The following is a 15,801-nucleotide window of genomic DNA, read 5'->3' as shown; positions in this document are numbered from 1 at the left end:
ATGCGTCATTATCTCATTATCCTTGCACAGCAGCTAAACGGCGCAACACTTGTGCACCCGCATCAGAAATCGCCAGCAGACGCGCTTCTCGCCCTTCATCCTGATAAGACAAATGCAGTTCCACATCCGCCTGAGGCAAGAATCCAGCCCCTTGCTGTGGCCATTCCACCAGGCAAATCGCCTGTGTATCGAAATAGTCGCGAATGCCCATAAACTCTAGCTCTTCAGGGTCTGCCAGACGATACAGGTCAAAATGATAAACCGGCCTTGGCGTCAAGGCATAAGGTTCAACCAAAGTATAAGTCGGGCTTTTAACATGCCCACAATGGCCAAGGGCTTGAAGAAAGCCACGGCTGAAAGTCGTTTTTCCGGCCCCTAAATCGCCGAACAGATAAATAACGCTGGCCCCATTGAAGGCATGGGCCAAAGCAGCCCCTAATGCAACGGTCGCTGCCTCATCAGGCAGAGGTAAAACGAGTTCTTTCATTCTATGATATCTATCTTGCTAACTCAGGATTAACGTACTTCGGAATAACCGGCAATAAATCTGTTGCCAGTAAACCCCGGGTGCCTTGAACTTCTGCCAGTCTGTCTGCCGCAACGCCATGCACAACACAACCCGCACAGGCGGCATCATACAGCACCAGCTTTTGTGCTATCAAACTACCAATAATACCGGACAGAATATCCCCCATTCCCCCGGAGGCCATCCCAGCATTACCCACATCAGCAATCGCCATCTCCCCCTGTTCACTGGCAATAAGAGTACCAGCCCCTTTCAATACCACCACCCCACCATATTGTTTAACAATGTTACGGGCAGAAAGTAAGCGGTCACTTTCAATATCAGCGACGTGACAACCGAGCAGACGTGCCGCTTCGCCAGGATGGGGAGTCAATACCCGATTCTGACGCCTATGAGGATTTAATGCCAGCAAGTTGAGAGCATCTGCATCCCATAATGCTGGTTTATCACTTTGTTGCAATAAATTCAGAGCATTCCTGCCCCACTCAGATTGCCCTAGCCCCGGCCCAACCACCAACACATCAGCCCAATCAATACTTTGTGCCAGGGTTTCATCCGTGAGTTCCTGCACCATCAGTTCAGGACAAGCGGCCAAAATCGGCGCTATATGTTCAGTGTGAGTAAGCACTCGCACTAATCCAGCACCGCTACGTAATGCGGCTTCACCCGCCATACGAATAGCCCCGCCCAGCCCTTTATCCCCGCCCACCAGCAGTAAACGCCCATGTTCACCTTTATGGGCGCAAGGGCGGCGCGGTTTCAGCCACTGTGACAGGTGCACCGCGGTTATTCGCTCAATTTGAGCCGGCTGAGTATCTAACCATGCCGTCAGTCCCAAATCATGACAATGCAGATGCCCGACCCAATCACGGGCCTGTCCGGTGAGTAAGCCGGGTTTCAACGCGACAAACGTCAGGGTGTGATCCGCACGAATAACGGAGCCGGGGGCAGCACCGCTATCGGCACTCAGTCCGGAAGGAATATCCAACGCAATTTTTGCGGCCCGATGGCGGTTCGCTGTGTCTATCAGTGTGGCATAAACCCCTTGCGGCGCGGCTCGTAGGCCAATCCCCAACAAGCCATCGATAATTAAATCGACATGTTGCGGCCATGCAATATCAGGCGGATTAATGATTCCTCCTGCCGCCAGCCACTGGGCTTGCGCCTGATGAGCTTGTGCAGGTAATGGGCGATTACCCGGACAGGCGATAAGAGTGACATTCAAGCCCGCCGCTAATGCCCGGCAGGCCACAATATAGCCATCCCCCCCATTATTGCCGTGACCACACAAAATCAGCCAGTGGCGCGCCGTCGGATATTGCTTATGCGCCAAGTCAAATGCTGCATTTCCGGCTCTCACCATCAAATCAAACAAACTCAGGGAGAAGTGTGCCGCGCCGATGGCCTCGTTTTGGCGCACCCAGTCCGCAGAAAAAACAGAATGTGGTAAACTGACACCGATTTGTTTCTTACTATGGTCTGTCATGGCACATCCCCTCGATCTGAATCAATTAGCCCAACATATCAAGCAATGGGGGCAATCGCTAGGTTTCCAGCAAGTCGGTATCTGCGATACAGATTTAACTGCCGAAGAACCGCGATTACAGGCCTGGCTTGATAAACAATATCATGGCGAAATGGCCTGGATGGCCCGCCACGGCATGCTGCGCGCCCGCGCCCATGAATTATTGCCCGGAACACTGCGGGTTATCAGTGTGCGGATGAATTATTTACCCGCCAAAGCGGCGTTTGCCAGCACATTAAAAGATTCAGAACTAGGCTATGTCAGCCGCTACGCATTAGGCCGTGATTATCATAAACTCTTGCGCCAGCGCCTAAAAAAATTAGGTGACCAAATCCAAAGTTATTGTCTTGAGCAGGAGCCATCGGCGGCTAACGAAATCAATTTTCGGCCATTCGTTGACTCCGCCCCCATAATGGAACGTTCACTGGCCGCCAAAGCGGGGATTGGATGGGTTGGTAAGCACTCACTAATTTTAAATCGTGATGCGGGTTCCTGGTTCTTCCTTGGCGAATTGCTTATCGACCTGCCACTGCCAGTTGATAAACCACAAGCAGAGCAATGTGGCCGCTGTGTCGCCTGTATCACAACCTGCCCAACCGGCGCTATCGTCGCGCCCTACACCGTTGATGCGCGCCGCTGTATCTCTTATCTGACGATTGAATTAGAGGGTGCGATACCCGAAGAGCTTCGCCCACTCATGGGCAATCGTATTTATGGCTGTGATGATTGCCAGCTAATCTGCCCGTGGAACCGCTTTTCACAATTAACCGATGAAGAAGATTTCAGCCCACGCGCGGTGCTGCACACCCCACAGTTACTGGATTTATTTGCCTGGAACGAAGAGAAGTTTTTGCGAATAACGGAAGGTTCTGCCATTCGGCGAATTGGCCATCTGCGCTGGTTACGTAATATCTCTGTCGCATTGGGTAATGCGCCCTACCTTGACCGTATCGTCTTGGCACTGGAAGCCCGCAGAGGCATTCACCCTATGTTAGATGAACATATTGAGTGGGCAATTTCACAACAATTGAGCAGGCGCGCAACCCTGATAGGGGATATTCAAACACCGCAGAAAAAACGGCTGGTGAGAGCCATTGAAAAAGGCCTGCCACGAGACGCTTGATACCAGCTTTGCCTTAAAGTTGAATGACGTGGGGTAGATTTTTTTAGCTATTCATATCGTGAATATACTCAGATTTTTCCTGTGCATAAAAATAAAAACACCTTGGCAATCAAGTGCAAAAAAAAGCACAAGTGATCGCTGTAACATTTTCATATAAAAATATACGCATAAAAATCAATTAGATATAAAAAAGCGAATAAAAGCGATTAAATTATAAGCTGAATAAAAAAAGAACAGAATCTGTGGATAACTCTGTTGACGAAGTTAATACAATGTATGTAACAAGGGGCTGGATGCACAACGTAGCTGTGGATAATTAAAACAGAATTGATTGAAAAAATTTGGAGCGGGAAACGAGACTCGAACTCGCGACCCCGACCTTGGCAAGGTCGTGCTCTACCAACTGAGCTATTCCCGCATTGAGATGCTATTGCACCCTGCTGTTATGACAGCATTTGACATTTACTCTTTACAATAACCAGAACCAAGAAAAATAAAATTTTGGAGCGGGAAACGAGACTCGAACTCGCGACCCCGACCTTGGCAAGGTCGTGCTCTACCAACTGAGCTATTCCCGCGTCGCCGTCATGCATTATAAAAGAAAAAACGCATCACTTTATTTATTTTATTTTTGCCACTGCTTATCTTTATTACCAATTTCTTGACTGAACTAGAAATTGGAGCGGGAAACGAGACTCGAACTCGCGACCCCGACCTTGGCAAGGTCGTGCTCTACCAACTGAGCTATTCCCGCTCTGTGCCCTACTTTACTCGTACTAAATCGGTCAGCGCATGCTTGCGAATTCTTCATCGGTACGGGGTGCGCATTATACGAGAAATCCGTTTTGCCGCAAGCCCCTGAAAGCAAAAAAATCATTTTTCGGTTCAAGTGCTGATAAAAACAGCAATATGCGCAGTTTGCCAGCACTGGTTGCGAAATAAAACATCACCGAGACAAATTCATTGGGTAAAGCATAATACTTTTAGGCGAAATACAGTATAGACCTAAAATCATTAGCGTTGCAGATGAGCACTTTTGCCTGCAACTCCAATGAGATACCCAAAGTCATTGGAATTGCAGGCCGGCAACAAGCAAACGCATCCCGATGAGCTTACTCAAGTAAGAGATGCGCGCGCGTAGCTAACAACCCTGCAACTTCAAGGGCGAAGGGCATTAGAGTTGAATAAAATGCTCACGATAATAAGCAAGTTCCGCCACTGACTCGCGAATATCATCTAATGCCTGATGGGTATTTTGCTTTTTGAAACCAGGTAGAATTTCTGGTTTCCAGCGGCGAGCCAGTTCTTTTAAGGTGCTCACATCCAGATAGCGGTAATGGAAATAGGCTTCAAGTTCTGGCATATAACGGAACAAGAAACGCCGATCTTGGCCCACACTGTTGCCACAGATAGGTGAAGCACCTGCCGGAACCCATTGTTTCAAAAATTCAATAGTTTGCAATTCAGCATCATGGTCATTAATAGTGCTGGCCTTCACCCGCGCTACCAGCCCACTGCCGGTATGCGTTCGCACATTCCACTCATCCATAAGGCCAAGTTGCTCATCAGACTGATGGACGGCCAGCACTGGGCCTTCTGCCAGTATATTAAGATTCGCATCGGTAACCAGAGTGGCTATCTCAATGATCCGATCCCGCTGTGGATCAAGACCGGTCATTTCCAGATCGATCCAGATCAGATTATTTTGATTCTCTGCCATGATATTTCCTGCCTGTTAGCTGGTGGGACTACCGAACAAACGGTCAAATGATAAAATAATGTGTATCATAGCCTTTTTGGTCGCAGCGAGCGATAAATGCAGATTCAAGTGAGGCACAGTGAGCAAGAATAAACTGTCGAAAGGTCAACAACGCCGTGTGCAGGCTAACCATCAGCGCCGGCTTCGCACTGATAGAAAACCTGAGTTAGATGACTCTCAGCTTGGCGATGCGCAAGAAGGTATCGTAATCAGCCGTTTCGGTCAGCATGCCGATGTAGAGGCCACTGATGGTGTTCAGCACCGGTGTAATATCCGCCGTACTATAAAATCGCTGGTCACCGGTGACCGTGTGGTCTGGCGTCCTGGCCTGCAAGCGCAGGAAGGTGTCCGAGTTAAAGGGATTGTCGAAGCGGTTCATGAGCGGACATCGGTTCTAACACGCCCTGATCTTTATGATGGCGTGAAGCCAATCGCCGCTAATATTGATCAGATCGTTATCGTATCGGCGATCTTACCCGAACTTTCGCTTAATATTATCGATCGCTATCTGGTGGCCTGTGAAACACTGGAGGTCGAGCCATTAATCGTCCTGAATAAGATCGATTTACTGGATGCAGATGGCCGTAAATTTGTTGATGGCATGATGGATATTTACCGTCGTATTGGCTACAACGTATTGGAAGTCTCCAGCCAGACCCGTGAAGGGATGGAAGCCTTTGAACAGGCGCTGGCCGGGCGAATCAGTATCTTTGCTGGTCAGTCAGGGGTGGGTAAATCCAGTCTGCTAAATGCCCTGTTACCGCCAACAGATAATGAAATTCTGGTCAATACTGTTTCCGGTAACTCGGGTCTGGGCCAGCACACCACCACCGCCGCCCGTTTGTATCATTTCCAGCATGGCGGCGATGTTATTGATTCACCGGGAGTCCGTGAATTTGGCCTTTGGCATTTGGCTCCGGAACAAATCACACAAGGGTTTGTCGAATTCCGTGATTATCTTGGTCATTGCAAGTTCCGTGACTGCAGCCATAGCAACGATCCTGGCTGCGCCCTACGTGAAGCCGTGGAGCAAGGTAAAATTGCCGAAGAGCGCTTTGATAATTACCATCGCATTCTGGAAAGTATGGAACAAGCAAAACCGCGCAAAACATCGGATAGCGACGAAAAGTAATCCGGGGAAGTAAACACACCCCGATGAACTGCCAGTCAGTGATTCGGGGTGGTGAATGCAGCTAATACTGCTGTAATTTCAATTATAAAGGGAATTGCGCCCCTCATTATTATCGCTAATAAAAAACTCAAGAGGTCTACGTGCTAGACAGTATTAAAATCAGATTACAGTATTTACTGCCAAAACTTGGCCTAACCCGTTTGGCTGGCTGGGGGGCAGATATTCAAGGCGGCTGGTTGACACAACTGGTTATTAAAGCCTTTGCTCGCTATTACAAAGTTGAGATGAAAGAAGCACAAGACCCTGAATTCTCTGCTTATCGTACGTTTAATGAGTTTTTTGTGCGCCCGCTGCGCGCCGGTGTCCGCCCGATTGTGGTTGAAGAAAATTTGTTGGCCCAACCTGCTGATGGTGCTATCAGTCAGTTAGGTACCATTCATGACCAACAAATTTTGCAGGCCAAAGGCCATAATTACAGTTTGGAAGCTTTGCTGGCGGGTAACTATATGCTGGCAGCCGAGTTCCAAAATGGTCAGTTCGTTACCACCTATCTGGCTCCTCGGGATTATCACCGGGTACATATGCCATGCGCGGGTACGTTGCGTGAAATGATTTATGTTCCGGGCGATTTATTCTCGGTTAACCCGCTGACCGCAGCAAATGTACCCAACTTGTTTGCACGTAATGAGCGCGTCATTTGTATCTTCGACACCGCTGTTGGCCCGATGGCGCAAATTTTGGTGGGTGCCACTATTGTCGGAAGTATTGAAACTGTCTGGGCGGGGACAATTACCCCACCACGGGAAGGTGTTATTCGCCGTTGGACATACCCGCAGGAAGGTACTGAAGCTGCTGTCACATTGGAAAAAGGGCAAGAAATGGGCCGCTTTAAATTAGGCTCTACGGTGATTAACTTGTTTGCTGAGGGTAAAGTGTATTTTGCGCCACAGTTAAACAGCGGTTCGGTTACCCGTGTGGGTGCAGTGCTCGCCGAAATCGTCCCTGAGTGACCTTGCGCAACCCTATCCAAAGCATTTGGCGTGGCAGGTAAATAGTCAGCGAACTGAACCCGATGAACTTAGATAATCAAGTGATTCGGGTGACTGAACCAGACTCACCTCTGCGGCTTCACGTGCTAAGGATAAAACGTAATTGATGTTGATGTTAAGGAGCCCTTACTTGCACCCAATCATTTCATGGCCTTTTGGCAAGTCTCTGTCTTTTTATAAGCTAATGCCTTTCTGCAAGCTAATGTCATGTGCCAAATTAATCTCTATTGGCCTATTACTGTCGTTTATTACGCTGTTGTCCCTGCCGCTACAAGCAGCAACTCAGCCTAATGAAGACCAGTTAAGACAAGAGCTTAAACAGGCTGAAGCCAATAAAGGGATGGCCAATCAGGCAGAAATTGTTCAGGCGCTGCAAGGGGCTCTTAGCTGGTTAGCGGATGCTAAAGAATCTGATATCCGTGCCCAGCAGTATCAAAAAGCGATTGATGACTTTCCTAAGTTGACGCGCGAACTGCGGCAACAATTGGCGCAGGAAGTGGATAAACCCCTTCCCGTCCCCAGTAATATGTCCACATCTGAGCTTGAGCAACAAGTGCTGCAAATCAGTAGCCAATTGTTAGAGCTGAACCGATTGTCTCAACAAGAGCAGGATCGCGCGCGGGAAATCAGTGAATCTCTCAGCCAACTGCCGCAGCAGCAATCAGAAGCCCGCCGCATTCTGGCAGAAATTGGCTCACGCCTTCAGGCACAAAGTAGCCCTACCAACCCAGTAACACAGGCGCAGTTTGCTCTATTACAAGCTGAAGCTGTGGCCCGCAAAGCCAAAGCCAATGAGTTAGAGCTTTCCCAGCTTTCTGCCAATAATCGGCAGGAACTGTCGCGATTGCGTGCCGAGTTATACAAAAAACGTCAGGAACGGGTCGATGCCCAGCTGCAAACCTTGCGTAACAATCTGAATAATCAGCGCCAACAAGCCGCTGAAAAAGCGCTTGAGCGAACCGAGTTGCTGGCCGAGCAAGGCGGTGACTTACCCGAATCTATTACTCAGCAGTTGCAAATAAACCGCGAGCTGTCTCAAGCGCTAAATCAGCAAGCACAGCGTATTGATCTTATTTCGTCACAGCAACGTCAGGCGGTAGCTCAGACACAACAAGTCCGGCAGGCACTGAGCACTATTCGTGAACAGGCGCAGTGGCTGGGTGTTTCAACCGCATTAGGCGAAGCGCTGCGAGCACAAGTTGCCAGGTTACCTGATGTGCCAAAATCCCAGCAACTGGATCGTGATATGGCCCAGCTGCGGGTTCAGCGTCTGCAATATGAAGATATGCTGGAGAAATTACAGCAACAGAATACCCCATTAATGCAAGACGATGGGGCGCCGCTCACCACTGAACAACAGCGGATCCTCGATGCCCAATGGCGCACACAGCGGGAATTACTTAACTCTTTGCTCTCGGGTTATGACACCCAGATTCTTGAACTGACCAAGCTGAAAGTGGCTAATAGCCAATTAGTGGATGCACTGAGCGAGGTTCGCGAAGCGACTCACCGCTATCTGTTTTGGGTCGCAGATGTTAGCCCGATATCACTTTCCTATCCGATTTATGTTGCTCACGACCTTACGCGTTTATTGTCGCTAGATACGCTCTCACAGTTGAGTGGGGCTTTCATGATGATGATGACTAGCCAAGAAACATTACTGCCAATTATTGGTGCCCTACTGTTTGTCGGCTTCAGTATCAGCTCTCGCCGTCACTATCATGCTTTTCTGGAGCGCGCCAGCAGCCGGGTGGGCAAAGTTACGCAAGACCATTTCTCTCTGACGTTACGTACCGTTTTTTGGTCAATTCTGATAGCACTGCCACTGCCCGTCTTATGGGCGGCGGTTGGTTATGGATTACAAAATGCCTGGTCATTTCCGATGGCTATCGCCATTGGTAATGCCGTTACTGCAACGGTGCCGGTGTTATGGATATTTATGATCAGCGCCGCATTCGCGCACCCGCATGGCCTGTTTATCACCCATTTCCGCTGGTCACCTACCCAAGTTGGGCGGGCAATGCGCTTTTATCGCTTGTCAGTGTGGCTGATTGTCCCGCTAATGATGGCGCTGATTACCTTCGAGAATTACAACGACCGCGAATTTGCCGGCACACTTGGTCGGCTATGCTTTATCTTGCTGTGTATTGCCTTGAGTTTGGTCACTAACAGTCTGAAACGTGCCGGTATCCCGCTCTATTTGGATAAAAAAGGCTCTGGGGAGAATATCGTTAACGTCGCGCTCTGGGCGCTACTGTTATCTGCACCATTGATTGCGGCATTGGCATCAGCACTGGGTTATCTCACCACCTCACAGGCGCTGCTGGCGCGGCTGGAGACCTCGGTTGCCATCTGGTTCTTCCTGCTAGTGGTTTACTATATTATTCGCCGTTGGATGCTGATTCAGCGTCGACGAATTGCTTTCGACCGGGCCAAACAGCGGCGGGCCGATATCCTGGCACAGCGTGCTCGTGGCGAGGAAGATATTCCGCACAATAACAGCACCGAAGGATCCATTGACGTAGAAGAGCCTGTCATTGATCTGGATGTGATCAGCGCCCAGTCCCTGCGGTTAGTGCGATCAATTTTGACGATGATCGCATTAGTTTCGGTGATCGCATTATGGTCTGAGATTCACTCCGCTTTTGGTTTCCTGGAAAACATCCGCCTGTGGGATTCGTCATCGAGCATTAATGGCATTGAGTCGGTGCAGGCTATCACTATGGGATCACTGCTGATCGCCATTTTGGTGATGATTGTTACCACTCAATTGGTGCGTAATTTGCCCGCCTTACTGGAGCTGGCACTGTTACAGCATTTGGATCTGACGCCAGGAACCGGCTATGCCATCTCGACTATCACCAAGTATCTGTTGATCTTGTTCGGTGGATTGCTCGGTTTCTCGATGCTGGGGATCGAGTGGGCGAAATTCCAGTGGCTGGTTGCTGCACTCGGTTTAGGTTTGGGTTTTGGTTTGCAGGAAATTTTTGCCAACTTTGTCTCCGGCTTGATAATTTTGTTTGAAAAACCGATCCGGATTGGCGATACCGTGACTATCCGCGAGCTCACCGGCAGTGTCACCAAAATTAATACCCGAGCCACCACTATCTCTGACTGGGATCGCAAAGAAATTATCGTGCCAAATAAGGCCTTTATTACTGAGCAATTTATTAACTGGTCGTTATCGGATTCAATTACCCGTGTGGTGCTGACGGTACCGGCACCGGCAGAAACCAGCAGTGAAGAAGTGACAGAAGTATTACTGACCGCAGCGCGCCGCTGTACGCTGGTATTGGATAATCCGCCGCCGGAAGTCTATTTGGTCGACCTGCAACAAGGGATTCAGATTTTCGAATTGCGTATTTACGCCGCCGAAATGGGCCATCGTATGCCGCTGCGCCACGAAATCCACCAGCTGATTCTGGAAGGTTACCGCGAGCATGGCATTACTCTGCCATTCCCACCATTCCAGGCGCGTTTGGAAACGTTGGGGCGTGGGCGTATTGTTTCGTCAAACCGTAGCCGTACACCGGGCAGTTTGTAAGCAGCAATATCATCTTTCAAGCTGCAGGTGTGTTGGCTATGGCGTCAGAACACCGCGCATTATCCAAAGCATTGGCATTGCAGCAAGGCGGCTAACAAACTCATCCCGATGAACTAACAAAGTTAAGTGATTCGGGTGAGTGAGTACCGCCAACACCGCTGCGGCGTCAAGGGCACAGGGTAATTAGCTACGCAATATTAACCGGGAACGCAATAACCTCACTCAGTCTCTCCGCCCCCAAAGCCAACATCACCAGGCGATCAACGCCTAACGCCACACCAGAACAATCTGGCAAGCCCTGTTTCAAGGCGGCAATCAAATTCATATCAATGGGGTTTTGTGGCAAACCGCGTTTGGCACGGACACGATTATCTTGCTCAAAACGTTGCAGTTGTTCGTCACCGTCAGTGAGTTCATGGAAGCCATTCGCCAGCTCAAGGCCTTTGAAGTAAACCTCAAAACGTTCTGCCACCCGGTGGTCTTCAGAACTGATCACCGCCAGAGAAGCTTGAGATGCCGGGAAATGATACACAAAAGCCGGTTTATCGCGGCCAATGTGGGGCTCAACCCCAACGGTGAACAGCAATTGCAGTAGCGTATCGCGATCTTCTTCGGTCTCTGCAATATTGCTTAGATCCAGTTTTGCCGCCGCTTCACGCAATTGCGCTTTATCCGCTGACAAGGGGTCGATATCTAAATGGCGTAAGAACGCCTGCTGATAAGACAAGGTTTCAGCACTGTTGCAGTCCAGAATTTGCTGTAGCAGGTCATCAACCTCATTCATTAAGCGATACATATCATAATGTGGGCGATACCATTCCAGCATGGTAAATTCAGGATTGTGATGACGACCGGCTTCTTCATTGCGGAAACTGCGCCCCAATTGATAGATAGAGCCACTGCCTGCCGCCAACAGGCGCTTCATGTGATATTCCGGGCTGGTCATCATGTACAGCGTCAAACCATCGGCAGCGCCCGGGCCAACAAACCGGGTTTGGAAGGGAACTAAATGAATGTCCGTCACTGTCGCTTGGCTCATGGTGGGCGTTTCAACTTCTAATACGCCACGATCGGCAAAAAAACGCCGGATCTCTGCCATTATTGCTGCGCGCTTCAACAAATTGGCGATAGGTGCACTCGGCTGCCAGCTTGCCGTGTCGCTCATGATGGTTAACTCCGAAATCAAACAGGGGATGCAGTCTACTCGGATCTCCTCCCGCAGACAAATCTGTGACTTATCCGCCAGATTCCCCCCTCAAATTCAGCATTTCACTCTGTAAAAAACACCAATTCTCAGTAGATCCTGTTTGGGATCACGTTTTTGCTAGTAATGCCCTAGAGACGGTTCAAATAAAACAAAACAATCGATCACATCAAATTTCTACCCATTAGCATTAGGTATAATTATTCCGTATAGAAAGTAATAAATAGCTATTCTTAATAGAATTACTCTCATTAGAGGCTAATAAGTTAGTCCAATAATAATTTCAAAAAATATATTAAGAATAAGGATTCACTTTATATAGCCAACGTTATTGGCACAATAGCAAGGCAGTAAACAAACTCATTCCGGTGAGTAAGAATTGCTAGCACCGCTGTAGTGTCAAGAACCCAGGATATAAGATTTTTACTTGAACAATGGAGAAGCGCAGTGCAAACCTTTAACGCCGATCTTGCCATTATTGGGGCCGGGGGCGCTGGTTTACGTGCAGCAATAGCCGCAGCGGAAGCCAACCCTCAGCTGAAGATTGCTCTGATCTCGAAAGTCTACCCGATGCGTAGCCATACCGTGGCTGCCGAAGGGGGATCAGCAGCTGTCACACAAGACCACGATTCCTTTGATTATCATTTCCACGATACTGTAGCCGGTGGTGACTGGCTATGCGAACAAGATGTTGTTGATCATTTTGTCCATAGCTGCCCGGAAGAAATGGCTCAGTTGGAGATTTGGGGCTGCCCCTGGAGCCGTAAACCCGATGGCTCTGTCAACGTTCGCCGCTTCGGTGGAATGAAAATTGAACGCACGTGGTTTGCCGCCGATAAAACCGGCTTCCACATGTTACATACTTTGTTCCAAACTTCTTTAAAATACCCACAAATTCAAAGATTTGATGAGCATTTCGTTCTAGATATTCTGGTCGATGATGGTCAAGTTCGTGGTGTTGTCGCCATGAATATGATGGAAGGCACCCGAGTACAAATTCGGGCTAATGCCGTGGTTATGGCCACTGGCGGTGCTGGCCGAGTTTATCGTTATAACACTAACGGCGGTATTGTTACCGGTGATGGTATGGGGATGGCATTCCACCACGGCGTTCCGCTGCGGGATATGGAATTTGTGCAATATCACCCGACCGGCTTACCTGGTTCAGGTATCCTGATGACCGAAGGTTGCCGTGGTGAAGGCGGTATTCTGGTCAATAAAGATGGCTACCGCTACTTGCAAGATTACGGCATGGGGCCTGAAACTCCGCTCGGCGAGCCAAAAAACAAATACATGGAATTAGGCCCGCGCGACAAAGTTTCACAAGCTTTCTGGCATGAATGGCGCGCAGGTCGCACTATCGCCACCCCTCGTGGTGATGTGGTTTATCTGGACTTACGCCATCTGGGTGAGAAAAAACTGCTTGAGCGCCTGCCATTTATCTGTGAATTGGCAAAAGCCTATGTGGGCGTTGACCCGGTTAAAGAGCCAATCCCAGTGCGCCCAACCGCGCATTACACCATGGGCGGCATCGAAACTAACCAACAGTGTGAAACCCGAATCAAAGGGCTGTTTGCCGTCGGCGAATGCTCCTCAGTTGGCTTGCATGGTGCCAACCGCTTAGGTTCCAACTCACTGGCTGAACTGGTGGTCTTTGGCCGTGTGGCTGGCGAACAAGCGGCTTTGCGGGCGATGGAAAGCAATCCTGCCAATGGCAGTGTGCTGGATGCCCAGACCCGTGATGTAGAAACCCGTCTGAGTAACCTGATGAAGCAGGAAGGGACTGAAAACTGGTCTAAAATCCGCGATGAGATGGGCCTGTCAATGGAAGAAGGTTGCGGTATTTACCGTACACCGGAACTGATGCAGAAAACCGTGGATAAACTGGCTGAACTGAAAGAGCGCTTCAAACGTGTGAAAATCACTGATACCTCCAGTGTCTTTAATACTGACCTGCTGTACACCATCGAATTAGGCTATGGTTTGGATGTGGCAGAATGTATGGCACATTCTGCACTGAACCGCAGAGAATCCCGTGGTGCGCATCAACGTCTGGATGAAGGCTGCACCGAGCGCGATGATGTTAATTTCCTGAAACACACTCTGGCCTTCCATACGCCAGGTGGCGCACCTCGTCTTGAATACAGCGACGTGAAAATTACCAAGCTGGCACCGGCAAAACGTGTTTATGGTGGTGAAGCCACCGCACAAGATGCGAAAGATGCAAAAGATGCGAAAGATTTAAAGGATAAGGAGCAGGCGAATGACTGATATGAAAGTCCTGAAAATGGAAGTCATGCGCTATAACCCAGAAAGTGATAGCGAACCTCACTTCGAGATGTTTGAAGTGCCTTACGATGAGCAAACCTCTCTGCTTGATGCACTGGGTTATATCAAAGACAACCTGGCACCCGACTTGTCTTATCGTTGGTCTTGCCGGATGGCAATTTGCGGCTCATGTGGCATGATGGTTAACAAGGTACCGAAGCTCGCTTGTAAGACTTTCCTGCGCGAATATACCGCTGGCATGAAGGTCGAAGCGCTAGGTAACTTCCCCATCGAACGCGACTTAGTGGTTGATATGACTCACTTTATTGAGAGTCTGGAAGCCATAAAACCTTACATTATTGGTAATGAGCGCAAGGCAAAAGACGGCCCGACTAAGCAAACTCCGGCTCAGATGGCGAAATACCATCAATTCTCCGGCTGTATTAACTGCGGTCTGTGCTATGCCGCTTGTCCACAGTTTGGCCTCAATCCTGAGTTCATTGGCCCCGCAGCCATCACTCTGGCTCACCGCTACAATCTGGACACTCGCGACCACGGTAAGAAAGAGCGTATGCCTCAACTTAACGGAAAAAATGGCGTCTGGAGTTGTACTTTTGTCGGCTACTGTTCTGAAGTTTGTCCGAAGCATGTTGACCCCGCTGCTGCTATCCAGCAAGGCAAGGTTGAGAGTGCAAAAGACTTCATGATCGCCATGCTGAAACCACAATAAGGGAGGGGAAACAGTAATGACTACTAAACGTAAAGCTTACGTCCGTACCATGGCCCCGAACTGGTGGCAACAGCTCGGTTTCTATCGCTTTTATATGTTGCGTGAAGGGACATCCGTCCCTGCTGTGTGGTTCAGTATCTTGCTGATCTACGGGGTATTTTCACTAAAAAGTGGCCCAGCCGGCTGGGAAAGTTTTGTTGGATTCCTGCAAAACCCGCTGGTGTTATTGATTAACATTATTACGTTATTGGCCGCTGTGTTGCACACCAAAACCTGGTTTGAACTGGCACCAAAGGCCGCCATTGTTATCGTGAATAGTGAAAAAATGGGGCCAGAGCCGATTATCAAGGCGCTGTGGGTTGTGACTGTCGTGGCTACCGCGATTATTCTGGCCGTTGCCTTACTCTAACCCGGAGGAGAACAAGATGAATCAAGTCCCTAAACGCTCCGATGAACCTATCTTCTGGGGTCTGTTTGGTGCGGGCGGCATGTGGAGTGCCATTATTTCACCTGCTGTTATTCTGCTGGTCGCTATTTTGCTGCCGCTGGGTGCTTTCCCAGGTGATGCATTGAGTTATGAGCGCGTATTAGCGTTCTGTCAGAGCTTCATTGGCCGGGTATTCCTGTTGCTGATGATTATTCTGCCATTATGGTGCGGTTTACATCGTATTCACCACGCAATGCATGATTTGAAAATCCATGTTCCAGCAGGGAAATGGGTATTCTATGGTTTGGCTGCCATTCTGAGTGTGGTCACGATTATCGGTGTTCTGACACTGTAATTACCCATGCCTTATCTACGGCCCGTGCTTCTGGCGGGCCGTTTTTTATTCACTCACCAATACAATCCGGCCAATAATTCAGATTCATCCATTTGCTTCCTGCATGAATGATAGTTATTCTCAATTAAAGATGACTAATTGAAATACTGAGGAATACTG

At 49.2% G+C, this 15,801-nt stretch carries 12 protein-coding genes and 3 tRNA genes; 8 read left to right on the top strand and 7 right to left on the bottom strand.

Features of this window, described 5'->3' with window-relative positions; all coding sequences use genetic code 11:
* Positions 1 to 16: 16 nt before the first annotated feature.
* Together tsaE and nnr are read right to left on the bottom strand one after the other, a co-directional pair.
* Positions 17 to 487: a tRNA (adenosine(37)-N6)-threonylcarbamoyltransferase complex ATPase subunit type 1 TsaE gene (gene tsaE, locus YROHD0001_RS13725; protein ID WP_004713651.1), complete on the bottom strand. Its 471-nt coding sequence runs from the start codon at positions 485 to 487 to the stop codon at positions 17 to 19.
* Positions 488 to 497: 10 nt separating this feature from the next.
* Positions 498 to 2,012 carry a bifunctional ADP-dependent NAD(P)H-hydrate dehydratase/NAD(P)H-hydrate epimerase gene (gene nnr, locus YROHD0001_RS13730; RefSeq protein WP_004713649.1) on the bottom strand — a complete coding sequence of 505 codons (1,515 nt, stop codon included), beginning with the start codon at positions 2,010 to 2,012 and terminating at the stop codon, positions 498 to 500.
* Between nnr and queG the strand changes: the two genes are divergently transcribed.
* Positions 2,011 to 3,174 carry a tRNA epoxyqueuosine(34) reductase QueG gene (gene queG, locus YROHD0001_RS13735; RefSeq protein WP_004713650.1) on the top strand — a complete coding sequence of 388 codons (1,164 nt, stop codon included), beginning with the start codon at positions 2,011 to 2,013 and terminating at the stop codon, positions 3,172 to 3,174. The genes nnr and queG overlap by 2 nt on opposite strands.
* Positions 3,175 to 3,516: 342 nt before the next feature.
* Here queG and YROHD0001_RS13740 read toward each other — a convergent pair.
* The 4 genes from YROHD0001_RS13740 to orn form a co-directional block, all read right to left on the bottom strand.
* A tRNA-Gly gene (locus YROHD0001_RS13740) sits at positions 3,517 to 3,592 on the bottom strand.
* Between the two features lie 84 nt (positions 3,593 to 3,676).
* Positions 3,677 to 3,752 (bottom strand) — tRNA-Gly (locus YROHD0001_RS13745).
* A 100-nt stretch (positions 3,753 to 3,852) separates the two neighbouring features.
* Positions 3,853 to 3,928 (bottom strand) — tRNA-Gly (locus tag YROHD0001_RS13750).
* A 420-nt stretch (positions 3,929 to 4,348) separates the two neighbouring features.
* Positions 4,349 to 4,894 (bottom strand): oligoribonuclease, encoded by a 546-nt coding sequence (gene orn, locus YROHD0001_RS13755; RefSeq protein ID WP_004713647.1) that lies wholly within the window; start codon positions 4,892 to 4,894, stop codon positions 4,349 to 4,351.
* Positions 4,895 to 5,012: 118 nt separating this feature from the next.
* On the opposite strand from orn, the gene rsgA reads away from it, so the two are divergent.
* The 3 genes from rsgA to mscM all read left to right on the top strand — a co-directional run bounded on the left by rsgA (position 5,013) and on the right by mscM (position 10,658).
* Positions 5,013 to 6,065: a small ribosomal subunit biogenesis GTPase RsgA gene (rsgA, locus tag YROHD0001_RS13760; protein WP_004713646.1), complete on the top strand. Its 1,053-nt coding sequence runs from the start codon at positions 5,013 to 5,015 to the stop codon at positions 6,063 to 6,065.
* Between the two features lie 140 nt (positions 6,066 to 6,205).
* Positions 6,206 to 7,075, top strand: coding sequence for an archaetidylserine decarboxylase (gene asd / locus YROHD0001_RS13765; RefSeq protein WP_004713645.1), 870 nt, complete (start codon positions 6,206 to 6,208; stop codon positions 7,073 to 7,075).
* A 169-nt stretch (positions 7,076 to 7,244) separates the two neighbouring features.
* Positions 7,245 to 10,658 (top strand): miniconductance mechanosensitive channel MscM, encoded by a 3,414-nt coding sequence (gene mscM / locus YROHD0001_RS13770; RefSeq protein WP_167335088.1) that lies wholly within the window; start codon positions 7,245 to 7,247, stop codon positions 10,656 to 10,658.
* A gap of 187 nt (positions 10,659 to 10,845) precedes the next feature.
* On the opposite strand, the gene epmA is transcribed toward mscM, so the two are convergent.
* Positions 10,846 to 11,823 carry an elongation factor P--(R)-beta-lysine ligase gene (gene epmA / locus YROHD0001_RS13775; protein ID WP_032816222.1) on the bottom strand — a complete coding sequence of 326 codons (978 nt, stop codon included), beginning with the start codon at positions 11,821 to 11,823 and terminating at the stop codon, positions 10,846 to 10,848.
* Positions 11,824 to 12,309: 486 nt separating this feature from the next.
* Between epmA and frdA the strand changes: the two genes are divergently transcribed.
* The 4 genes from frdA to frdD are packed head-to-tail and all read left to right on the top strand — an operon-like array spanning position 12,310 to position 15,642.
* Complete coding sequence (frdA, locus tag YROHD0001_RS13780; RefSeq protein ID WP_004713640.1) at positions 12,310 to 14,133, top strand: fumarate reductase (quinol) flavoprotein subunit; 1,824 nt, start codon at positions 12,310 to 12,312, stop codon at positions 14,131 to 14,133.
* Positions 14,126 to 14,860: a succinate dehydrogenase/fumarate reductase iron-sulfur subunit gene (locus tag YROHD0001_RS13785; RefSeq protein WP_032816220.1), complete on the top strand. Its 735-nt coding sequence runs from the start codon at positions 14,126 to 14,128 to the stop codon at positions 14,858 to 14,860. Before frdA ends, YROHD0001_RS13785 begins: the two co-directional genes overlap by 8 nt.
* A gap of 16 nt (positions 14,861 to 14,876) precedes the next feature.
* Positions 14,877 to 15,269, top strand: coding sequence for a fumarate reductase subunit FrdC (gene frdC, locus YROHD0001_RS13790; protein WP_032816219.1), 393 nt, complete (start codon positions 14,877 to 14,879; stop codon positions 15,267 to 15,269).
* A 16-nt stretch (positions 15,270 to 15,285) separates the two neighbouring features.
* Entirely contained in the window at positions 15,286 to 15,642 is a 357-nt protein-coding gene (gene frdD, locus YROHD0001_RS13795) for a fumarate reductase subunit FrdD (protein WP_004713636.1), read from the top strand.
* Positions 15,643 to 15,801: the final 159 nt, after the last annotated feature.

Origin of the sequence: Yersinia rohdei ATCC 43380 (assembly GCF_000173775.1) — a bacterium.
Taxonomy (GTDB): Bacteria; Pseudomonadota; Gammaproteobacteria; order Enterobacterales; family Enterobacteriaceae; genus Yersinia; species Yersinia rohdei.
Note: the sequence above shows the minus strand (reverse complement) of the source record. Positions and strands in the feature narration are given on the sequence as shown.